The sequence below is a fragment of the Bacteroidia bacterium genome, assembly GCA_033391075.1.
Classification (GTDB): domain Bacteria; phylum Bacteroidota; class Bacteroidia; order J057; family J057; genus JAWPMV01.
Window position 1 is genome coordinate 3,992,443 of the sequence record JAWPMV010000001.1, and the last position, 22,721, is coordinate 4,015,163.

20 protein-coding genes are annotated in these 22,721 nt (G+C 42.3%); 12 read left to right on the forward strand and 8 right to left on the reverse strand.

Features of this window, described 5'->3' with window-relative positions; translation table 11 throughout:
• The first annotated feature begins 152 nt into the window (after nucleotides 1-152).
• Entirely contained in the window at nucleotides 153-1,151 is a 999-nt protein-coding gene (locus tag R8P61_15950; protein ID MDW3648560.1) for an acetyl-CoA carboxylase carboxyltransferase subunit alpha, read from the forward strand.
• 185 nt (nucleotides 1,152-1,336) lie between these two features.
• Nucleotides 1,337-1,843 (forward strand): hypothetical protein, encoded by a 507-nt coding sequence (locus R8P61_15955; GenBank protein ID MDW3648561.1) that lies wholly within the window; start codon nucleotides 1,337-1,339, stop codon nucleotides 1,841-1,843.
• 216 nt (nucleotides 1,844-2,059) lie between these two features.
• Here the strand turns inward: R8P61_15955 and R8P61_15960 are convergent, their stop codons facing one another.
• Nucleotides 2,060-2,497, reverse strand: a complete 438-nt coding sequence (locus R8P61_15960; GenBank protein MDW3648562.1) for a peptidylprolyl isomerase — start codon at nucleotides 2,495-2,497, stop codon at nucleotides 2,060-2,062.
• A 235-nt stretch (nucleotides 2,498-2,732) separates the two neighbouring features.
• On the opposite strand from R8P61_15960, the gene R8P61_15965 reads away from it, so the two are divergent.
• Nucleotides 2,733-3,083 carry a T9SS type A sorting domain-containing protein gene (locus R8P61_15965; protein ID MDW3648563.1) on the forward strand — a complete coding sequence of 117 codons (351 nt, stop codon included), beginning with the start codon at nucleotides 2,733-2,735 and terminating at the stop codon, nucleotides 3,081-3,083.
• 82 nt (nucleotides 3,084-3,165) lie between these two features.
• Here R8P61_15965 and R8P61_15970 read toward each other — a convergent pair whose 3' ends face one another.
• A complete protein-coding gene (locus R8P61_15970) occupies nucleotides 3,166-4,278 on the reverse strand; it encodes a D-TA family PLP-dependent enzyme (protein ID MDW3648564.1) in 1,113 nt (370 codons plus the stop codon).
• Nucleotides 4,279-4,472: 194 nt separating this feature from the next.
• Between R8P61_15970 and R8P61_15975 the strand changes: the two genes are divergently transcribed.
• Together R8P61_15975 and R8P61_15980 are read left to right on the forward strand one after the other, a co-directional pair.
• Nucleotides 4,473-5,414: a DnaJ domain-containing protein gene (locus R8P61_15975; protein MDW3648565.1), complete on the forward strand. Its 942-nt coding sequence runs from the start codon at nucleotides 4,473-4,475 to the stop codon at nucleotides 5,412-5,414.
• Nucleotides 5,415-5,472: 58 nt separating this feature from the next.
• Nucleotides 5,473-7,032 carry an FMN-binding glutamate synthase family protein gene (locus tag R8P61_15980; protein ID MDW3648566.1) on the forward strand — a complete coding sequence of 520 codons (1,560 nt, stop codon included), beginning with the start codon at nucleotides 5,473-5,475 and terminating at the stop codon, nucleotides 7,030-7,032.
• Between the two features lie 67 nt (nucleotides 7,033-7,099).
• Here the strand turns inward: R8P61_15980 and R8P61_15985 are convergent, their stop codons facing one another.
• Nucleotides 7,100-7,837: a DJ-1/PfpI family protein gene (locus R8P61_15985; GenBank protein ID MDW3648567.1), complete on the reverse strand. Its 738-nt coding sequence runs from the start codon at nucleotides 7,835-7,837 to the stop codon at nucleotides 7,100-7,102.
• Nucleotides 7,838-7,991: 154 nt separating this feature from the next.
• Between R8P61_15985 and R8P61_15990 the strand changes: the two genes are divergently transcribed.
• Together R8P61_15990 and R8P61_15995 are read left to right on the forward strand one after the other, a co-directional pair.
• Entirely contained in the window at nucleotides 7,992-8,441 is a 450-nt protein-coding gene (locus tag R8P61_15990; protein ID MDW3648568.1) for a hypothetical protein, read from the forward strand.
• Nucleotides 8,442-8,531: 90 nt separating this feature from the next.
• Nucleotides 8,532-9,647: a glycoside hydrolase family 3 protein gene (locus R8P61_15995; protein ID MDW3648569.1), complete on the forward strand. Its 1,116-nt coding sequence runs from the start codon at nucleotides 8,532-8,534 to the stop codon at nucleotides 9,645-9,647.
• Nucleotides 9,648-9,829: 182 nt separating this feature from the next.
• On the opposite strand, the gene R8P61_16000 is transcribed toward R8P61_15995, so the two are convergent.
• The 3 genes from R8P61_16000 to R8P61_16010 all read right to left on the reverse strand — a co-directional run bounded on the left by R8P61_16000 (nucleotide 9,830) and on the right by R8P61_16010 (nucleotide 12,208).
• On the reverse strand, nucleotides 9,830-11,197 hold the full coding sequence (locus R8P61_16000; GenBank protein ID MDW3648570.1) for a PDZ domain-containing protein: 1,368 nt from the start codon (nucleotides 11,195-11,197) through the stop codon (nucleotides 9,830-9,832).
• A gap of 56 nt (nucleotides 11,198-11,253) precedes the next feature.
• On the reverse strand, nucleotides 11,254-11,661 hold the full coding sequence (locus tag R8P61_16005) for a hypothetical protein (GenBank protein ID MDW3648571.1): 408 nt from the start codon (nucleotides 11,659-11,661) through the stop codon (nucleotides 11,254-11,256).
• A gap of 145 nt (nucleotides 11,662-11,806) precedes the next feature.
• Complete coding sequence (locus R8P61_16010) at nucleotides 11,807-12,208, reverse strand: response regulator (protein ID MDW3648572.1); 402 nt, start codon at nucleotides 12,206-12,208, stop codon at nucleotides 11,807-11,809.
• Nucleotides 12,209-12,321: 113 nt separating this feature from the next.
• On the opposite strand from R8P61_16010, the gene R8P61_16015 reads away from it, so the two are divergent.
• Together R8P61_16015 and R8P61_16020 are read left to right on the forward strand one after the other, a co-directional pair.
• Complete coding sequence (locus R8P61_16015) at nucleotides 12,322-13,710, forward strand: aminopeptidase P family protein (protein ID MDW3648573.1); 1,389 nt, start codon at nucleotides 12,322-12,324, stop codon at nucleotides 13,708-13,710.
• Between the two features lie 3 nt (nucleotides 13,711-13,713).
• Complete coding sequence (locus R8P61_16020; protein ID MDW3648574.1) at nucleotides 13,714-15,495, forward strand: aminopeptidase P family protein; 1,782 nt, start codon at nucleotides 13,714-13,716, stop codon at nucleotides 15,493-15,495.
• Here the strand turns inward: R8P61_16020 and R8P61_16025 are convergent.
• Nucleotides 15,480-17,531: an AMP-binding protein gene (locus tag R8P61_16025; protein MDW3648575.1), complete on the reverse strand. Its 2,052-nt coding sequence runs from the start codon at nucleotides 17,529-17,531 to the stop codon at nucleotides 15,480-15,482. The genes R8P61_16020 and R8P61_16025 overlap by 16 nt on opposite strands.
• Before the next feature lie 297 nt (nucleotides 17,532-17,828).
• On the opposite strand from R8P61_16025, the gene R8P61_16030 reads away from it, so the two are divergent.
• Nucleotides 17,829-18,785: a hypothetical protein gene (locus tag R8P61_16030; GenBank protein MDW3648576.1), complete on the forward strand. Its 957-nt coding sequence runs from the start codon at nucleotides 17,829-17,831 to the stop codon at nucleotides 18,783-18,785.
• Between the two features lie 63 nt (nucleotides 18,786-18,848).
• Here R8P61_16030 and R8P61_16035 read toward each other — a convergent pair whose 3' ends face one another.
• Nucleotides 18,849-19,760 carry a helix-turn-helix domain-containing protein gene (locus R8P61_16035; protein MDW3648577.1) on the reverse strand — a complete coding sequence of 304 codons (912 nt, stop codon included), beginning with the start codon at nucleotides 19,758-19,760 and terminating at the stop codon, nucleotides 18,849-18,851.
• Between the two features lie 179 nt (nucleotides 19,761-19,939).
• Between R8P61_16035 and R8P61_16040 the strand changes: the two genes are divergently transcribed.
• Nucleotides 19,940-20,395: a (2Fe-2S)-binding protein gene (locus R8P61_16040; protein ID MDW3648578.1), complete on the forward strand. Its 456-nt coding sequence runs from the start codon at nucleotides 19,940-19,942 to the stop codon at nucleotides 20,393-20,395.
• Nucleotides 20,396-20,440: 45 nt separating this feature from the next.
• A complete protein-coding gene (locus tag R8P61_16045; protein ID MDW3648579.1) occupies nucleotides 20,441-22,714 on the forward strand; it encodes a molybdopterin cofactor-binding domain-containing protein in 2,274 nt (757 codons plus the stop codon).
• Nucleotides 22,715-22,721: the final 7 nt, after the last annotated feature.

The following is a 22,721-nucleotide window of genomic DNA, read 5'->3' on the forward strand; positions in this document are numbered from 1 at the left end:
ATTTGAGTAATACTGAATGACTGTTTACGAAATTTATTACCTTTGAGGCCTGCCAGAAAATGGCAGGCTTTGTTTTAAGGGGAAGGACCTGTAGAAGAGGGACAGGATTTGGGAATATTTTTGTAAATTGATTTGTGTAACGTTTTTACCCTATGAATGCAAAAAACATCTTTGACTTTGAAAAGCCTATTGTGGAGCTCGAAAGTAAGCTGGAAGAAATGAGGCAAATTGCGGGAGAAAGCGGTGTGGAGATGGATGCAGCCACTGGAGAGCTGGAAAAAAAGATAGAAGAACTCAAAGTCAACATATATAGCAACCTTAGTCGTTGGCAAAGGGTCCAGATTTCCAGACACCCGGAAAGGCCCTATTCACTGGATTATATACATGCCATTACCGACGAATTTGTTGAGCTCTTCGGAGACAGAAATTATCGGGACGACAAAGCTATGATCGGAGGGATAGGAAGGATTGGAGACCAAAGCATCGTCTTCATCGGTCAGCAAAAAGGAAGGACGACCAAAGAGCGCCAATACCGCAATTTTGGTATGCCCAATCCTGAAGGCTATAGAAAAGCCTTGAGGTTGATGAAACTAGCTGAAAAATTCGGATTGCCTGTCGTATCTCTAATAGATACACCTGGCGCATATCCTGGACTGGAAGCAGAAGAAAGAGGACAAGGAGAAGCCATTGCCAGAAATCTTTTGGAAATGTCTGCCCTAAAGACACCTATTCTTTGTATCGTAATTGGAGAAGGAGCATCTGGTGGAGCCCTCGGCATTGGGATTGGAGATAGAGTGTATATGCTGGAAAATACCTGGTACTCTGTTATCTCTCCCGAGTCTTGTTCCAGTATTTTGTGGAGAAGCTGGGAAAATAAAGAGCAAGCGGCTGAAGCACTTAGACTCTCCGCCAGCGACAACCTTGAGCTGAGTATCATCGACGGGATCATTTCAGAACCTGTAGGAGGCGCTCATAAAAGTCCGGAAGAAGTCTTTGAGGGTGTTAAGGCCAAAATTCTGGAGGATTTAACTGAACTAAAACAACTGGAAACTCAAGATCTTTTGATCAATAGGGTTGCCAAGTTTACAAATATGGGAGTCGTAAAGAATCCTAATAAGAAAATAACAGAAAGTGTACTCGCTGGACGATAATTCACACTTTCTTTACATGCTAATAAACCCCCGTTCTTAGTTTTAAGACGGGGGTTTAATTTCTTTAGATTTATTCAATTATCCTGATTTTAATATATTCCCCCTTTTCAAATGAACAAATCTCGAAAACTTTTTTTTCTCAAAAACCTTAACTAATTTTGGTTAAGGGAAATGAAACCAGAACAATGGTCTATCAAACCCAGAAGGCATTCATCATCATAGCAACTATCACACTCATCTTATTTGGATGCAGTGATATCGCGCCTATTTGGAAAGGAGACTATAAACTCCAGAATTTTACGCTATATACCAATGAGCCCTGCCAGTACAATGTAAAGGTAGGCCCTGAGTTTGGCGAATTGGATGCAAAGCTGGAACTCACCATTACCTATTACAATAAAATTTCCCGAAACGACCTCCCACTTTCTATTTTCCTGGAGCAAGACAGCACCCACGAAATTCAGGAATTCACGGCTATCGTTCCACTTAAAGAAGAAGGAGACTGGCTAGGTACGCCAATCGAAGGGAAAGAATATGACCTCATCCTGAGTCATGATGCAGTAGAAAGAATAAATCTCGCTCCCGGCAATTATACCCTTCGGATTTTTGCCAATGATATAGAAGTCAGCAGCGGGGAAATAGAAGGAGTCATGCAAATCGATGCACGATTATATGGCTTGTCTGAGGAATAAAGTTCATCCACAATCCCAATTGCCTCGAAATTCTTTTTGATTTCCTATCAGGATTCTTTCACCCAAAAAGGATGTAAACCAAAGTACGAATATTCACTTGATATAGAAATTTCCGGCTGAAGCAGGCCTTAATTCGGGCATTTTCCCTTCAAATGATTCTACTAAAAAAGGGAGACATAATTGCTTATGCCTCCCTTTTTCATCAGAATGTATGTTTTACTCTTCGGTAACTACAATCTTTTCAATTTTATCACCCGCTCTTATGGCATCAATCACCTCTTGTCCCTCAACAACTTTCCCAAAGCAAGTATGGTTTCTGTCAAGGTGAGCTACGTTTTGACGGTTGTGACAAACAAAGAATTGAGAACCACCGGTATTTCTTCCAGCGTGAGCCATAGAAAGAACTCCACGGTCATGGAACTGATTATCACCCTCCAATTCACAATCAATTTTGTAACCAGGGCCACCTGTACCTGTACCATTAGGGCAACCTCCCTGAATCACAAAGTCTGGAATAACGCGATGGAAGGTTAGGCCATCATAAAAGCCTTCTTTAGAAAGCTTGAGAAAGTTAGCCACCGTGTTGGGAGCATCCTTGTCATAAAACTCAACCTTCATCGTCCCTTTTGCCGTTACTATATCTGCTTTTGACATATTATATTGGTTTAAAAATATTCTGGAATGGGGGCAAAGGTAGGAAGCATTCTCTATTTGAGAAAATTATTCTTCGTAGGGGAAAAGTCTTTAGGCTTTGTCTATATAGGGTAAGTTATTATTCACGCATTTTGAGCAATTCTGCACGTTTTCATGAATTTCCTATTTATGGGGAAACAAAATGGCATGGATTTCGGTATAAAAGTGTATATTGACACTCGAATATAAGCGCAGTATGAGAATAAAATTTTTACTCTTCGCCTTGCTGGCAACTTTTTCACTTCAGGTAATGGCTAATACTCCCTGGCCTGTAAATGAAAACTTCGATGCCGACCTTGGTATTGAATTAGTTGTTTACCCTAATCCTACCAATGGAATATTCTTCTTGAATATCAAGAATGAAAATCTATTGCAGGAAAAACTTGAAGTTAAAGTGGTAAACCTGATTGGCCAGACAGTTGCTTCTCAGGAAGTAGAAAGCAATCTCGAAACAAAATTTGATCTTAGCACACTGCCTAAAGGATTCTACTTTATTCGTGTACAAGTAGGAAAACAAGAAATGGTAAAACGCGTCGTAATACGATAGTACCACAGACGCTGCGAATATATTTGTAAAGAAATTGAAAAAGCCATCCAAATTGGATGGCTTTTTCGTTTATATCTATTGCTTATAAGGCGTAAAGTCTATCCCGGGCTACTACTTCCCATCTTTCTTTCGTCTGCTCATTCTTCACCACATAAGCCTCCTGATGAAGTGCCACCGTAGGACATACATGCCAGGGAACTCCATATAGGATATCCCCAACTTCTACTTTTGAAGGGTCTTTAGGTTTTAGGGTTAAATGCTCCTCACTATGGCCGACAAACTCTTCGACTTCAACATTCAGAAATCTGACCCTTTTATCTATGGGATTTTCTGAACCGATACTTTTATGCCCCAAATCCACGCATACCAAATCTTTCGATGGTTTACTTATTACTCTGCTTAGCACAAGTGCAGCTGGCTCAAAAGGGAGTTCCCTCATTTTCTCTCCATAACCCGCATCCCAGAATACATAGGTTCCTGGACTCAGCACTACCCTATCTCTTTGTGCATGGACGGGGAAAGTCGGACTCCCTCCGGCAATGATCTCCGGAACTTCCTGCCCAGCTTCCAATAAGCTCTTTTCAAAACTCCATACCGATTCAAAGGCCTCATCCGAATCAGATTTTCGCTTATCAAAATCCGGATCTCTGAAATGCCCATCATAGGCATGCAATCCTGCCTGATAAACCTGCGGCAATGCAGAGATAAATTGGTAAAGAGCCCGTGCATCATTACCGATTGGAATTCCTGTTCTATTCATCCCCGGATTGAGGTCGATGAAGATTCCAATTTCTACTTTGTGGGTTCTTGCAGCAGTCGAAAGTGCTCGAAGTATAGTGTGGGTGTCAACTAATGCCGAAAACCTTACTTCGGGAAATGCTGCGGCAAGCTTGCAATACATATGGATATTGGGTCCAACAGGTTGATAGGCCAATAAGATATCTTCTGCTCCCGCTACTGCCAACATCCGGGCTTCTGCAAGGGTTGCACACTTAAATTTCTTTATACCCAGCTCCAGGTGCATCTCTGCTACCTGAGCCATTTTATGCGTTTTTACATGCGGACGCAGTCTTTTTACATCTCCCGCAATTTCAATCATCCGATCAATATTCGCTTTGATTCGATCCGGATAAACAAGTAATGCTGGAGAAAAGATTTCGTAAGTATTTGATGCGAGGTACCAGGCTTGATTCATGTGAAATTGACGTTAAACGAAGCTAAATTTCCAATAATTTATAAATTTCTTACAAGTAGCCTTCTATTTAGCTGAAAATATAGCTTAGGCATAATCTTTGGGGTAAATACTCTCCAGATTGTGAAATAAATTAGGTATCCTTATCTGGCCACAAACAAGAGCAGCCCCATTTCATTTAAGGTCTGCATCCACATATGTTCAAGGATTATTATCACATATTAGAAGTTGACAGGGAAGCCGGTCAGCCGGAAATTAAGAAAAGCTACCGAAAACTCGCCAAAGAGCACCATCCGGATAGCAATCCTAATCCGGACGGAAGTGAGTACTTTCTGTTGATCAATGAAGCTTATCAGGTTCTCAGCGATGCAGAGAGTCGGAAAAGCTATAATAATCGCTATGACCAGATTTATCGGGTAAAGAGGGCGCGAAAAAAGAAGGAAAATTCCAATATTTTTACGGAAGCCTTTTCCAAAGAACCTGTAGTAGAAACCTACGAACAACAGGCTTATACTCCTCCCAAGGCAGAACCCCAGAATCGTGCCTACCAGGAATCTTACCAGGAAGCCTTCGACTTCTCTGAAGCTTTCCGCTCCTATCCTCCACCAGAGGATAAAAGCAAACAGACGACAAACAAAAGAAAAGAAAATAGAAGCCGACCTACTAGGGTTCATCCGATTTCCAGAATCTCATGGGTAGGAAAACTCGCTTCTGTAATTTGTTTGTTGTTTACTTTCACGATTATCACCGACTATTTCCTATCTGAAGCATCTGAAGTCCAGGTAATGCTGGAAGCCCGATTGACCACAGGTCCAGACGATAAACTCAATTGTGTAATTAAGACAGACAAGTCTGAATTTCCTATTGACTATGATAAGTATGGTTTTCTGGGGAAAGGAGATCGCTTGATCACCTATACCACTCCCATTTACAAAGTGATGAACAGCGTTGAACTAGTGGAAGGACAGAGCATCTGGCCCCACTATGGTATTTACAATGCCTTCTCCATTTTCATTTTCGCTTTATTGGCTTGTACAAGTCTCGGGATTCTATCTAAAGATCCCCTCATTATCTTCCGTCTTGGTATAGCCAATGTTATTCTGGCGCTTATCACCGCACTCATCCTTTTTCAATCCTGATCGATGGGGTTGAATTTATAGGCACTCTTGAGTAATTTCTGCAAAAATTACTCGAAACATGGCATCCATCTCATCCTTCTTTGCAGCTATTCCCTGGTGGGCATATCCCCTTTTCCTGATTGCACTCATCGCAATCCGGGATATATTTTTCAATAAACATCACACCATCCAGCACAACTTTCCAGTAATTGGACATATACGATATATGCTGGAAAGTATAGGCCCGGAACTGCGGCAATACATCGTTGCAAACAATCGGGAAGAGCTACCCTTTAATCGAAGAGAAAGAAGTTGGATTTATGCTTCAGCCAAAGAGCAAAACAACTACCAGGGATTTGGTACAGATCAGGATATCCATAGTCCTGGCTATATATTCATCAATCCCAGTATGCTTCCTTTCCAGACTAAAAAAGGACATCCCAATGAGACAGATAAAAGTTTCCTTCCCTGCGCAAAAGTAATGGGCGCTTACAATAAACGGAAGCGGCCTTTTCGTCCTATGTCTGTTGTTAATATCTCTGCCATGAGTTTTGGTTCTCTCTCTGCAGCAGCGGTGAGTTCTTTAAATAAAGGGGCACATAAAGCCGGTTGCTATCATAATACAGGAGAAGGAGGTCTTTCCCCCTATCATTCACATGGAGCTGATGTTATGTTTCATTTTGGTACGGGATATTTCGGAGTAAGAAATCCGGAGGGGAATTTTTCCATGGAGAAAATGAAAGAACTGGTTGAAAAAAATCCTTTTGTCAGAGCCATCGAGGTCAAACTTTCACAGGGAGCCAAACCAGGAAAAGGAGGAGTACTCCCAGGTAAAAAAATCACCGCAGAGATTGCCGGTATCAGAGGGGTAGAAAAAGGAAAGGATGTCCTTTCCCCTGCACGCCATACTGCCTTTAGCAATGTAGTTGAGTTGCTGGATTTTGTAGAGGAAATTGCAGAGCAAACCGGACTGCCTGTAGGCATAAAATCTGCGGTAGGAAGTCTGAAATTGTGGGAAGAATTAGCAGATTTAATGCTTTCAAGTGGAAAAGGGCCGGACTTTATAACTGTTGATGGAGGAGAAGGAGGAACAGGTGCAGCCCCCCCTTCCTTTGCCGATCATGTTGCCTTGCCGTTTGTATATGCCTTTAGCAAGATTTATAAGCTTTTTCAGGATAAAGGTCTGGCTGAAAGAATCGTTTTCATAGCATCGGGTAGATTGGGATTGCCTGCTCCCGCTATGATGGCCTTTGCAATGGGTGCAGACCTCATCCATGTTGCTCGGGAAGCCATGATGTCTATCGGATGCATACAGGCTCAGATTTGCCATACCAATCGTTGCCCTACCGGCATAGCAACTCAATCAAAATGGCTGCAAAGAGGCATCAATACCCAGCTCAAATCCGAGCGATTCTATCAGTACAACAAAACCATCCGCAAAGAAATGTTGGAGATTACCCATGCTGCCGGATACGAACATCCCTGCCAGTTGACTATGGAAGATATCGTCATGGGCATGGGAGATAATCATTATACCAAAAGCCTCAGAGAGACCTTTGGTTATGAAAAAGCAGAAGTCGCATTTAGTGATATGCAGGCTTTGAAAGATTGCCCGCATTTAGGGCAGAAGGATGAATAGTGTTCTGGTGTTCTTGTGATTTTACAGAACACGAGAACACCAGAACACCAGAATACATGAACACCTCCTAAAAAATCTTTTTAGGAATTTCCCCTACTTCCCAATCGATTACCAGGCCTCGTGCGATCCCATCTGCGACCTTTTTACCATAAAGTAATTCGCAGAGATACAGGGCGGGTTCAAAAGATTTGGCGCCACCAGCTCCAGTGATTGCATTTTGGTCATGGACAAAGATGACATCTCGATGCACACTGAGTTGGGGAAACATTTTCTTGTATTTGTCGATATCACTGGGGAAGGTTGTTGATTCCAATCCATCCAGCAGTCCAGCCTTGGCAAGAACAAATGCTCCATCACAGAGCGACATATTGTATTGAGTTTTTGCTCCGGTTTCGCTTACGAATTTGATCATTTCTTCATCTTCCAAATCCGTGTCCAGATGATGCTCAGCACTTGGTACGACCAGAATGTCAATATTCGGATATTCTCCGGAACTATAGCTATAATCGGGCGTGATGACCAATCCTTCAAAACTCCTGACCGGATCCAGACTTTTAGCAATAGTAAAAACTTTCATGCCGGGATCAGTATGAAAGATGGTATGCTGAAAGATGTCCATGGGAGCGGTGAGTTCGGTATTGTAAACGCCATCCATGATGAGAAATCCTACATTCCAAACACCTTCGGGTTTAGGAACATTCGGGAGAGCTTCCTTTTTTTCCTCTGTAGCAATAGCAAGTTCTGTCTGCTTTTCACTACAGGAAAAAGTAAATAAAAGGATAAGAGAAAGAAGAAAGTATTTCATTGTGTATAATTTTCTATTCAATCGATTCTTACTATTCGCGAAAATATTTATTTCACCGAATCTTGAATCTCAATAATTCGTTAATTAGCATTACAAACGAACGAATACTACGCTTCATCCAGTAATCTGTCGTACTTTCACACCCCCAGACAACATGAACAGCGAACGTATTATTCTTGCTAATTTCGAAAATATTCATGAAGCAAACCACTTCGCCAATCTGCTGCTCACAGAAGGAATCAATTGCGAAGTAATAAAAGAAGAAAGTCTACCAGGCTTTCTTAAACATGCTTCCCTTCTACAAGCCTTTCAAATTAGAATTTCGCCCGAAGATGAATTCATGGCAAGGGTTATCCTGCAAACTCAGGATCCCTGGTTTATGCCACAGGTCCAAACCCCTATTGGCCAGCAATATCGCCTGATTGGTGCGATCATCACCTTTGTAGGATTCCTTTGTGCTTTCTTAAGCCTGGGAGGCCCCAATATACAATGGGTATGGATTCCTCTTTGTCTCGCGATCGGAGGACTCTTTCTTTTTATCACAGGAATAAAAAAAACTGCAGCGGAGGAAAAAGAAGAATTATCCAGGCATCAGGACAGTTGATTCAAAGAATCCAAAAGAAATCCTATTGATTTTTCAAATCTTGTCTAACTTAGTTCCGTATAAGTAAGCTAGAATTGATAAATCCCTGTTATGCGCTATTTGAGCATTATTGTCCTAATCCCCCTATTGTTTTCCTGTTCAGAACCTAAGAAAGAAGTCGTCGATGAGGTGGTCCTCGAACAAAAGATCGCCCAATTGCTGATGGTTGGTTTTAGAGGAACGGAACTCTCAGATACCAATCGTATCATCGCTGATATCAAAGAAAGGAACCTGGGAGGGGTTGTCCTCTTCGATTATGATGTAGAGCATAAAGGCCTTCGAAATATAGTGTCGCCAGCCCAGGTGAAAAAACTGGCCCATGACTTACAGGCGCTCACAGAAAGTAAACTTCTGATCGCCATTGACCAGGAAAATGGCCTGGTAAATCGACTCAAATCCAAATATGGTTTCCCCGATTTCAGCGCTTCTGCCCAATACCTGGGAAGTATGGACAACCTGGATTCCACACGCAACTGGGCCGATAGTACAGCAGCACTCCTGGCTGAGCTGGGGATCAACCTGAATTTTGCCCCTGTGGCTGATGTGAATGTGAATCCCGCATCTCCGGCTATTGGAAATAAGGAAAGGAGTTATTCAGCAAATGCGGCCACCGTTGCTAAACATGCAGGAGCTGTGATTGATGCGCATACTGCCTATGATGTAATGACCTGCCTTAAACATTTCCCCGGACATGGCAGCGCAAAATCGGATTCTCATGCAGGATTCACGGATCTCACCGATACCTGGTCAGAAAATGAATTGAGTCCTTTCGCAGAACTCATAAAGTCCGATAAGGCTACTATGGTAATGACGGCTCATGTATTCAATAAAAATCTGGATGCAGAATATCCGGCCACGCTTTCCGAAAAGGTGATCAATGGCGTTTTAAGAGGAGACCTGGGATGGAAAGGAGTCGTAATCTCTGATGATATGCACATGGGAGCCATTACCGAAAATTACGGCCTCGAAGATGCCATCGAAAAGAGCCTGAATGCCGGAGTAGATATCCTGGTTTTCGCAAACAATAATGGGCGCTTTTATGATGGTGATGCAACAAGCAAAGCCATAGCGATCATCAAGAAATTGATCGATGAAGAAAAAGTGAGCATGGAAAGGATTGAAGAATCTCTTGCCAGAATAGATGCATTGAAAGGAAAGATCATGTAAGTCCCTTGGGCATGACTGATCCATATTTCCTCTAAAAAATATCAGCAAAGCTGTCATTGCGAGCCCTTATGTAGGGCGAAGCAATCTCCTTGAATCAAATCCTATTATCTGTTGACAAGGGGATTGCTTCGCCGGAGTTTCCGGCTCGCAATGACATGTTGCTTAATTTTTTTTAGAGGCGACTAGACTCCTCTAATCTTATTGATCCAGTCACTAAAAGTATTGAAGATCTCTGTATTCAGAGGAACTTGTTTTTGGAGTCTGCGGTTTTCAAAGGCTTCTGCTTCGGAACTGGCTTTTTCAAACCAGTGATTACCATCTACCATAGCCAGACTACCTTTTCCCGGATGATAAGCATTGACGATATCCCGAATCAATTCATGATCCTCTTTATTGGATACGTAGTCTCCTTTTCCCCAAACCGCCAATACGTGCGCATCCAGATTTTTCCAGGCCTGCGAAATATTTGTATTGTGCAATTGAACCTGAAACTGATAGAGTCTTCCAGCATGCAAATGTCTTATTTTTGCTTCAGGATCTCTTTCACTGGATATCTCTCTCATACGAGCCTCCAGGAAAGGATGATTTTCTATAATTTCCTCAGGGCTTAATTTCTCATTGTATAGGTAGTGATAAAGCTGAGCATCATTTTTCAGACTTTGCTCCAGCCTTTCTACATCCACTTCTCCCAAAAGAGCCTGGCGACGAGAATTCTCAAGCATATATTCAGCCATAGGTCTGGCAATCGTTCCATAAGCCATGACTCCCTTCACTTTTACTTCATTGGCAATCAAAGGTGCCCAAACGCCGCCCATACTCAAACCTAATAGATAAACTTCCTCGGGATTTACTTCATCCGAATTTTTCAGCTCTTTCAAAGCTTCCAGAAAAATGTTTTTATCTTCTTCGAAATCACATTCTGTGCAGGCTTTTCCTTTACCGTCCCCTACTCCACTTTTCTCCACCCGATAAGTAGCAAAACCTTTATTGTTGAAATGTCGAACTAATTGAGCAATACCACTTTGAGGCGCGAATGCAGCATCTACAGAGCCGCAATCTATTCCCTGAATGATATACACCACTGCCGGGATTTTTACATTCTCTGGCAAACTCATGATGCTACGGTGTAAACCTGTCGCGGTCTCCACACTCCGGTAAATCATGGTCGCGCCTTCATACCGTTCTTCGGGAAAGCCCATCAACTCCAACTCAAGCTCTTCTTTCTTTCCATTTCTAAAATAAGCGAGATTGACTTTATCTCCTGTTTGAAAGGCTTTGATTTTTTGGATAAAGTCCTGTCCATTGGTGATAGAATTTTCTCCGAGTTTCACAAGCACATCACCGGCCTGCAAGCCTGCAGCTTTTGCAGTTGAAGCATCATAGACTTGCTGCACATGAGCACCATTCAAGTCAACTAACTTCAATTCATTTTTCAATTCTTCAGTTACGGCTCCCAATCTGACGCCAAGGAAGGCACGACGAGCCAGGTCCTGCGCCTGAATAGTACTTAAGAGAGCACAGAGAATAAGGTATAGCAATGTCCTTTTCATAAGATTAAATGAAGTGTGAAAATTGCGTGTGTATTTCGATCGGGAACTTAGAAAGCCTAGAGAAAGCTGTCTCCTCTCTCATGCGGATCAAGCCCTAATTCGGAGATGCGCAGATTTATTTTTGAGATAAGGGTCTCAGCAGTACTTCTTTCTTTCCTTCTAATTTTTAAAACGGCTTCCCCTTTTTCTGTTCCGGGTACTTCATTGAGCATATCCAGACGAAGGACGCGAACGATAACTTTGGTACTGAACCAGCTTTTCTTTAAGGTAACGGATTCTACTTCCATCAAAGGAATATCTATTTTTTTGGGGCGAGATTTCAAGACTCCTCCAAAAAGATTTTCCTTGGTTTCAAACTCCAGGATCAGGATATCATTAATTACTCGAAATATTCCGGTAACCTTCGCAAAGCCTGCATAGACATTCTCTATGCTAAAGGCCAATCGCATTCGATCAGTAAGCATGTTCTAAATATTAGGAGCTCACAAGATACCACAAAATCTGCATTTAGCTAGTATTGAGGGATTTTTGAAGCTTCGCCAAAGAGTGCCCGGCCAGGATTGCATATATCCCTTGTCAGTAAGCTAAAATCAGATGAGAAAGGAAAGATTATGAGGCGCGCAAATTGAAAAGCTGATCAATTCGGCTTACCAACTCAGGCATAAGAATGGGTTTTTTGATATAGTCGCTTACTCCTTCTGCCATGGCTTTCTGGACAGCACTCTTTTCTGAGCGACAGGTAACCATGACAAAGGGTATATCAGATAACACTAGGTTACCTTTTACCATTCGACAAAAGTCTATACCTGACATTTCTGGCATCATCCAGTCGCAAAGGATCATATCGGGCCTAACTTCCCCCATGAATTCCCATGCTTTGTTAGCGCTTTCGAATGCAAAGACCTCATAGCCCTTTTTCTTGAAATGGTACTCCATGAGATCGAGCAAATCCTCTTCATCGTCTATAATGACAAGCTTTTGGCTATCTTCTATGTTGCTATATGGATTCACCTTGCAAAAAAACAATGTGTATGTATACTCACTATTAAGATTAAATTATCTAGAGATGATTTTTTCTCTTGCCCTCATTTCCTATCTTCCTAATCTAATTTGATCTAGCCCCTATGTTTTCAGCTACTACCTATACAGAAAGAAGACAAAAACTGATCCAGTCTATGGATTCCGGCCTCTTGCTCCTGCTCGGGAACAATGATAGTCCGATGAATTATACCGATAATATTTATCCTTATCGTCAGGACAGCAACTTCTTGTATTTTGCCGGGATAGATATTCCTCAATTCGCCGTTATCATTGATATTGAAGCTGGCACAAGCACTTTATATGGCAATGATGTTTCGGTCGAAATGGTGGTTTGGACAGGTCCTCAGGCAAGTGTTCGGGAACTAGCGGATAAGGCAGGGATCAAATTCACTGCCCCTTTAGCCCAATTAGCTGGAGATCTGGCTCAAGCAAAAACAGCAAGCAGAAATGTTCACTTTCTTCCTCCTTATCGCTTCGAAAACAAGATCCGACTATCACAGATATTAGGACTAAATCTGGCAACGATAAATGAGCAGTCCTCCCGGGCTTTTATAAAAGCGGTTATAGACCTACGTTCAAAGAAAAGCGAAGAAGAAATTGTAGAATTGGACCGTGCTTGTTCTATCACAACTGATATGCATGTGGCTGCTATGAAAGTATGTCGGCCTGGTATCAAAGAATCAGAAGTAGTAGCTGCTGTCAGGTATGAGGCGCTCAAGCATGACGGGGATGTATCCTATCCGGTAATTGGAACCATCCACGGAGAAACCCTCCACAACCATCATTACCATCATATACTTGAAGCCGGCCAGCTATTTCTACTGGATGCAGGAGCGGAAACTGATACCCGGTATGCCGGGGATATGACCCGAACTTTTCCGGTTTCACCGACTTTTAGTTCTCAGCAAAAAGAGATTTATCAGATTGTCCTGGATGCCGAAAATCGCTCGATAGAGATGTTGAGACCCGGTATTACTTATAAAGAAGTTCACTTGGAAGCCGCCCGGACTATTACGAAAGGGATGCAGGCCCTCGGATTGATGAAAGGGGATGTAGAATCCTCCATTGCTGCAGGCGCTCATGCCCTCTTTTTCCCACATGGATTGGGACATATGATGGGATTGGATGTACATGATATGGAAGATCTGGGAGAAGATCATGTAGGGTATACCGATCAATTGAAAAGAAGCACGCAATTTGGGTTAAAGTCCCTCCGACTCGGTCGAGAACTGGAAGAAGGATTTGTGTTGACCGTCGAACCCGGAATTTATTTTATTCCTCTCCTGATTGATACCTGGAAAAAAGAAGGGACTTGCGAAGAATACCTCAATTTTGATAAGCTTGATGCATATAGAAGTTTTGGAGGTATCAGGATAGAAGAAGATTACCTCATTACTTCGGGTGGCAGTCGTTTGCTCGGTAAGCCACTGGCCAAAACTATTGAAGACGTAGAAGCCATAAGAAATAGCTAAATCATGCAGCAAAGCCTAGAAGCACTCAAAAGACAACTATCCGATAGAGGCCTTTTTGCCTTAATTATTCCTAATACAGATCCCCACCAAAGTGAGTACATAGCTGACTACTGGAGGGTCATGAAATTTTTGACCGGCTTTAGCGGCTCTACAGGCAATGTTGTGATTAGTTCTGACTTTGCCGGCGTATGGACTGATTCCCGATACTTTCTCCAAGCAGAATCTCAATTGAAGGGATCTGGCTATGAGTTGGTAAAGCTCAAAATTCCCCATACACCTGAATACATAGATTGGATAACAGAAAAGGCTCCTGAGCATGCGAAAGTTGGGATAGATGCCCGTTTGTTTTCATTGGCTTTGTATCGCAGGATGGAAAAACGATTTGCGAAAAAGGGTATTGAAATTGTCGATGTAGGTGATCTTATTTCAGATTTATGGCCAGCTCGTCCAGAAATACCTCTAACTCCTATATTCATCCATGATCAATCATTTGCCGGAAAAAGTCGGGCGAGTAAATTGAGAGAATTGCGGGAGGAAATGAAAGCAAAAGCTGCGGATTATACCTTTATAAGTAGCCTGGATGATATTGCGTGGTTATATAATATCCGGGGAAATGATGTGGATTACAATCCCACGCCTCTCTGCTTTAGTCTAATTGGACTGACTGAGGCAACTCTGTATATCAATCCCAGCAAAGTTTCAGATGATATCACCGAGATACTTGAACAGGATGTAAAGCTGAGGCCTTATGAGGAAATCTCAGATAGCCTGGCAAAGATTGAAGGAGGACAAAGTCTTTTCCTTGATCCAGGCAAAAGCAATAAAGCTGCTTTGAGTAGTATTTCCAATGAGGTCAAGCTCCTTGAGGGGATGAATTTAACGACCCTTCCCAAAGCTTTAAAAAACGAAACCGAGATCTCCCATATTCGGGAAGTTATGATCAAGGACGGAATTGCCATGTGTAAATTCCTGATGTGGTTAGAATCTCATATTGGTAAGGAGAAAATCACGGAAGTGAGTGCTGCCGAAAAGTTGGAGGCCTTCAGAGCAGAACAGCCTAATTTCAAAGGGCCCAGTTTTGGCACCATAGCCGGTTATAAAGGCAATGGTGCCATCGTTCATTATTCGGCAGAGGAAAGTAGTTGTGCAGAACTCCATGCGGATGGGATATTTCTCCTGGATTCAGGAGGGCAATACCTGGATGGTACGACTGACATTACCCGTACCCTTGCACTCTCTGAACCCAAAGAGAATGAGAGAAGAGACTTTACATTGGTTTTAAAGGGTCATATCGGTATTGCGACTGCTGTATTCCCTGCAGGAACCCGAGGACAACAAATCGAAGCCTCCGCGCGAAGAGCCTTATGGAAATATGGCTTAAACTATGGTCATGGTACCGGACATGGGGTGGGATTTTTTCTCAATGTCCATGAAGGCCCTCAAACTATGGGGAGTGGCGCAAGTGGTGCACAGGGAACTCCTATGATGCCAGGTATGCTGACTTCCAATGAACCGGGGATTTACCATAGCGGAAAGTATGGGATACGAATAGAAAACCTCATCCTTTGTGTGGAAGATCAGGAAACGGAATTTGGTCAGTTTCTAAAGTTTGAAACCGTTACGCTCTGTCCGATTGATTTAGGTTTGGTGGATGCAGATCTCCTGAACCGGGAAGAAAAGGATTGGCTTAATTCATACCACGCAGAAGTTTATGAAAAACTCGCTCCTCGTATGAATGAATCCGAAAAAGCCTGGCTAAAAGAAAGAACTCAAGCATTGAGTTGATCTTTCGCCCACTCTTCTCCTCTTTCTGCTACTTCCAGAATTGAAGGTTCGGTGATCAGGTAATCCATAACCGGCCACTCGACACCAATGAATTTGGAGACTTCTTCCTCAAATTCTGCTGTCATCATGGAATCCGTTCCATAGGCATTCATAGAGTCTGCCGTATCGATATCACTCACCGGAATGCTCAACTTCTGACTCATCCAGTTCATGATCCATTCCAGAATTTCAGCAGTACTTTTGATCTGCTTTGCATTTTCATCAGTCACGGCCTCCTGCTCAGTTTCTTCCAGAGGCAATTGCCAACTGGCTTCTTCATAAAGCTCTCCAGCTAAATATGCCTTTTTACAAGCTCTGCGCATGATCTTTCCACTGGAAGTTTTCAGGATACTTCTTCTTTTCACCAACTTTATCGCATATACCTGCAATTCATGTTCGGCTGAGATGGACTCACGGATTGCCTTGAAGACTTCTTCATTATCCACTTTGCGGAACAGGCCTCTATCTACCTCATAGATTACTACCAATCTTTCATCTCCAGCAGCCTCCACCGAAAATGCAGCACCACCATTAGGTCTCAGCACTTTGTGGCTATTTTCTACGGTCAACTCTATATCTTGTGGATAATGATTTTTTCCACGAATGATAATCAAATCTTTAAAGCGACCTGTAATGTATAATTTATCTCCACGCAGGAATCCTAAATCTCCTGTGCGTAAGAAGGGACCTTCATTATTTGGAAGATAAGCTTCAAAAGTTTCTTTGGTTTGCTCAGGGTTCTCCCAGTATCCTTTCGCTGAGCTTGGCCCTTTAAACCAAATCTCCCCAACCTCATCTGCTCCGCAAGGCTTCAAGGTTTCTGGATTTACAATTCTGACTTCATGTTCTGTATCTGTAAATCCACAATTGGCCAATTGGTGGGCATTCGGATGATCTGGAGATACTACTTCTACTTTGTTTTGCTCCAGCAATTCTCCATTGAAATGCTCGTGATTAGCTACATGCCCTTTTCCCCAGGCAGTGATTACGAGGGTTGATTCTGCCATTCCATAAACGGGAAAGAGAGATTCTTTGCGAAAACCTACAGGGCCAAATTTATCTGCAAATCTTTCTAAGGTATCAATTCTTACAGGTTCCGCTCCATTACAGGCGTGATCCCAGGAACTTAAATCCAGTTTTGCCAGCTCTTCATCATTCACCCTTTGCACACAAAGATCATATCCGAAATTTGGACTAACAGAGAAAGTAGCCTTATAATCAGAAATGGCTTTCAACCAACGATGAGGACGCTGAACAAATGAGAAAGGCGCCATCAAATAGCTGGTAATCCCATAAAATACCGGCTGCAAAGCAGTACCAATAAGTCCCATATCGTGAAAAAGAGGTAGCCAGCTTACATAAACGGATTCATCATGGCTGCCGGTAAGATATGCCAGTGAACGCTGATTAGCCATGAGGTTGCCATGACTTACCATCACTCCTTTGGGACTTCCGGTAGAACCAGAAGTATATTGAAGAAATGAAATGCTGTCCTCTGTCAAATTAGGTCGTGTCCAGATACCCGCATGAGAGTCATCGATGGAATCGGTCAATAACCATTTCCCTCTCAAACGCTCTGCAAATTCCGGCATATTGGTTTCGATACCGTCATAAATATCCTGCGTCCCCATAAAAATGCGGGGAGTGGCATCTTTGATGATAGATTCAATTCTGGAAACCTGTTTCCCCATTTGCGGAGGATAGACAGGTACAGCAATTACTCCGGCGTATAGGCAAGCAAAGAAAGCGGCCATATACTCGAGACTTGAAGGATACATCAGCACCGCCCTTTCGCCCTCTAATCCTTTTTCCTGAAGATGTGCTGCAATAGATCTCGCTCTTGTATCCAGTTCATCAAAGGTATAGGTCTGACCTAAGTCTTCTCCATTTTTCAGAAAGCCAAAAAGGCGTTTGCCCCTATTGATTTCTGACCTCTCTCTCAAGACGTCTACAAGATTGTTTACTTTGAGCACAGCTTGTGGAATTCCCTGCGACATGTTTTATTTTCTTTTATTAATTATCCTGAAGCGAAAATAAAGAAGGGTAGCTGTAAATTTCTTGCCTTTAGCTTCATCCGCATAACAAGCCGTTTTAACGGACATTTTATCAAAATCAGAGGAAAACAAACTTCCTATTGCTGAAAGAAATCATTCCTTTAAATGATTAAAATCTCTGCTTATTTCCTGAATTAAAGCCAATTTTGTAGCAGAGGCCCGAACAATGGTCAGCTACATGACGTTGAGTAGCTAAGCACCAGCCTAATTTGGACTCATTCATCTTTATTCTCTATCGAAATGAAAAAAATCGCTTTCCCGCTAATCTTTCTCCTAGCCACTTTGATGGCTTGTCAGGAAGATAGGAGTAAACCTCAAGTTGATCAGCAGGATATCCCGGCTCAATTCGCCTCATTAGAGGATGATGCTGAATCCTTTAGTGAGAATTTTAATGAGTATTGGTATAAAGGAGAAGCAGAAATTAGCAGCTATAAATTGGAACAGGCACGCTACGGAGAAATTCATGAGGGGCATGCGGTTCTGGTTTATGTAACCGAGGATTTTTCCAAAAAGAAGCAGGTAAAACTGGACAATGCAGGGAGTGCCGGAACAGACAGAGTTCCGATTCTAAAATTGAACCTTACAAAGAAGTTCAATACGGGTATTTACCCTTACTCCATCATGCAATCGATCTTTACGCCCGTTGAATTGGATAAGCATCCTCATAGTTTGAAAACGACTATGAGTTCACAGGAATGGTGTGGACATGTATTTGCTCAGCTGAATAATCGTAAGAATCATTTTGAATTATCCAGCTATTCCTATTTTGAATCAGAAGGAGATGTAAATAAGGAAATAGAGAAAGTAATGCTGGAAGATGAATTATGGACCCGCATTCGTATCAATCCTGCTGAATTGCCTACGGGAAAAGTAAAGTTGATCCCTTCTGTGATTCATAGCAGACTAAGACATCGTGAACTTAAGGCGGAAGAAGCCATAATCAATTTGGAAGAGAAAGAAGGGAAGATGCACTACAAAATATCTTATGCTTCAGCAGGAAGAAGTCTGGAGATTGTTTTTGGTAAAGCCTTTCCTCACAAAATTCTTTCCTGGGAAGAAAGTAGTAAGAGTGGATTTGGTCCCAATGCGAGAAATCTTGTTACCAAGGCCAGCCTGATGGAAAGTTTAAACACAGATTACTGGTCTAAACATAATACGGATGATCTGCATTTGCGAGACAAACTGAGACTTCCTTAAGAATTTCAATTTACTCATCGTATGAAATCCAAAAAGGCGGCTCAAGGGCCGCCTTTTTCTTTCTTAATTCAGGTTTCTGTATTCATTGGGAGTCATTCCTACCTGCTTCTTGAACAATCTCGTAAAATGTTGTGGATACTTGAAGCCTAATTCGTAAGCAATCTCGCTAATGGTTTTTCTTGTGTCGAATGTCTTACTTTTGGCTAAATCAATGATTTTGTCGTGGATAAAGGTCTTGGCAGATTTACCCGTTTCTTTTTTGATTAAATCTCCAAAGTAGTTTGCCGAAAGATTTAATTCATCCGCAAAATATGCCACGCTTGGTAAGCCGAGTTTTTGGGCATTGTTCCCGGAAAAATAGTCCTGAAGTAAGCTTTCAAACTTTTCTAATATTCCTTTATTTATATGATCTCGGGTAATGAATTGACGATCGTAAAAACGAACACAATAGTTTAGAAAAAGCTCAATATTAGAGACAATTAACTTTTTGCTGTGTTTATCAACTCCCTGCTGCAGTTCATAGGCTATTTTTGAAAAACAGTCAAGAATGATTTGACGTTCCTGTTCCGAAAGATGCAAGGCTTCGTGGGCCTCGTAAGAGAAAAAATTATACTCCTGAATCCCATTTGCCAGAGCTGTGCCTTTGATTAAATCCGGATGAAAGACAAGCGCATATCCTTTGGGTTGATAAACCTTGCCATCGGTTTCTAAATTCAGCACCTGACCGGGAGATACAAAAACCAGGGTGCCCTCCTCATAATCATAGTAATTACATCCATATTTTAAATTCCCACAATTAATCTCTTTCAAAAAGATACAGTAGATACCAAAAGCCAGTTTTAACTTTTTATTCCCATCCCAAGATCTGGGATGAGCTTTTGAAAAATCGATGATGTTTACGAGTGGATGCAATGTCTCATGTTGGTTAAGCGCATTGTATTCACCTATCGTATCAAATTGATATATCTTCTCCATAAGAAGTTCATTCGGTTCACCTAATATATATATTCTATCTGGAGTCCTCTTGTCTAGCTGTAAAAATGGTAGATAAAGCAGTAATCGGTATACAAATACTAGGTTTTTTATTGCCTTCTTTTGTTACTTAAAGGAAAAGACCGATAATTTATTTTCCCATCATTCTCAATACTAATTCTATGGCAGCCTTTACCTTAAACATAAATGGAAAAGATCATCAGCTGGAGGTAGATCCTTCAACTCCCATGCTATGGGTACTTAGAGATCACATCAATTTGGTTGGAACCAAATACGGCTGCGGGATCGCTCAATGCGGTGCCTGTACGATTCACCTGGATGGCGTAGCCGTCCGTTCCTGCCAAATGCCGGTTTCAGCAATTGGAGATAAAGCCATAACAACCATTGAAGGCTTATCTGAAAAGGGAGACCATCCCTTACAAAAAGCATGGATAGAGCATGATGTTCCTCAATGCGGCTATTGCCAGGCGGGGCAGATCATGAATGCAGCCGCTTTTTTGAAAGACAATCCCAATCCTTCAGATGAGGAAATTGAATCAGCTATGAATGGAAATATCTGTCGCTGTGGGACTTATACTCGTATCAAAGCGGCCATTAAAACAGCGGCGAATTCCTGATCCTTTTTTAGAGATTATTTCTGAATTACCATTTACTCATTTCCAATGTCAAATATTAAAACTTCCTATAACAGACGGTCTTTTTTAAAAGCTAGTGCCCTTGCAGGTGGTGGATTGGTGATTAGTTTCAACTTCCTGGCATCCTGTACTCCAGAAGAAGTAGAGGAGAAACTGGTTCTACCTAAAGAATGGTACGATTTCAATAGCTATCTCAAAATTGGAGACAATGGGGTCGTGAGCATTTATTCTCCCAATCCAGAATTTGGGCAAAATGTAAAGACTTCCATGCCTATGATTGTTGCGGAAGAATTGGAGGTAGACTGGAAAAATGTAATCGTAGAGCAGGCAGCTTACAGTCCGGAGCAATTTCCGGGATCTCCCTTCGGTCAATTTACCGGAGGAAGTCGGGGGATCATGATGAAATGGAAACCCCTGCGTATTGCCGGAGCTACAGCTAAACAAATGCTGAAAGAAGCTGCCGCAAAGGCCTGGCAAGTACCTGTAGGAGAAATCACGGCGCAGGCCGGACTATTGGAACATAAAGCCAGTCAAAAATCTGCGGGCTATGGAGAAATGGCATCCGCTGCAGCTCAAATCCCCGTTCCAGAGGAAGTGGATTTAAAAGAACCTAAAGACTACAGCATCATTGGACACTCAAAGAAAAATGTAGATGGCAAGAAAATAGTTACAGGAAAACCCCTGTTTGGGGTAGATTATCAAAAAGAGGGGATGCTCATCGCTATGATTGAGCAGCCCCCTGCTTTTGGTATGACCTTGAGTTCCATTGAAAATGCAGATAAATTAAAATCCATGCCGGGCATTGTGGATGTATTTCCTCTAAAAACTTATAAAGATGGCTTTAAACGAGGATTTTTTGATACCAATGCTTTTGCAGAACTTGTTGCTATCGTAGGCAATTCTACCTGGGAAGTCATGCAGGCAAAGAAAAAGCTGGAGGTAAGTTGGAAGCCGCTACCCGACAAGACCTTGACCATGAGCAGGTTTGGACGGGATTTCAAGGTAAATGTACCCGGAGGGCTTGAAAATACGGTTGAGCACAATGCCCGGATGAGCGAGTTAATGGATAAACCGGGCAAGATTGTTCGGGAAGATGGAGATCCTGATGCTATGTTCAAAAAAGCTGCCCGGATTATAGAACGGACCTATACGGCTCCTTACCTTGCCCATAACTGCATGGAGCCCATGAACTTTTTTGCTGATGTAAAAGAAAATCAGGTACATGTGGCTGGCCCACTTCAAGGCCCGGGACTAATTGAATCCGCAATAGCAGATCGTCTCGGCATAGCAGAAGAAAATATCGAAATAGAAATGACACGAATGGGAGGAGGATTCGGTCGCCGTGCCTATTCTCACCATGTCGTTGAAGCAGCTGTGATTTCCCAGCGAGTAAATGCTCCCGTTAAATTGATTTATAGTCGTGAAGACGATATGACCAATGGTGTTTATCGTCCCACCTACCAAGCAAGGTATCGTGCTGCCCTGGACGAGAACAATCAACTATTGGCTATGCATGTGAAAGCTGGAGGAGTTCCCGAGAGTCCCCTCTTTGCAAATCGTTTCCCTGCAGGTTCCCTGGATCATTATAAAGCAGAGGAGTTTTCCATCGACTCCAATATTACCACAGGTGCATTTAGAGCTCCCCGGTCAAACTTTATGGCAGGAGCAGAACAATCTTTCCTGGATGAAATAGCGGAGGAAATGGGTAAAGACCCAATAGAATTTCGCCTTGAGTTATTGAATCGAGCGGCAGAAAATCCTGTCGGAGAGCGAAATGACTATGATGCAGAACGATATGCAGGCGTCTTGAAACTGGTAAGAGATAAATCAGCCTGGGGAAATAAAGATGAAAACCTTCACCGGGGAGTATCTGCTTACTTCTGTCACAATTCTTATGCTGCTCATGTACTGGATTTGAAACTGGTAGATGGAGAGCCAAGTGTCCAGAAAGTAACCTGTGCAATAGATTGTGGGATTGTTATTAATCCAGATGCAGCTGCGAACATGGCCGAGGGAGGAATTACAGATGGAATAGGAAATGCATTTTTCGGAGAAATGAGCTTTATAAATGGAATTCCTCAAAAAAATAATTTCCATCAGTACCGAATGATTAGAATGGAAGAAGCTCCTAAAGAGATAGAAGTTCACTTTGTAGATAGCGATGTCGATCCTACCGGATTGGGAGAGCCCCCTTTCCCACCCATCTTTGGAGCTGTTGCCAATGCTATGTACAAGGCTACAGGAGAACGTCAATACAATCAACCCTTTCTGGGAGAAAAATTAGATTTGACGAAAGAATAAAGTAAGA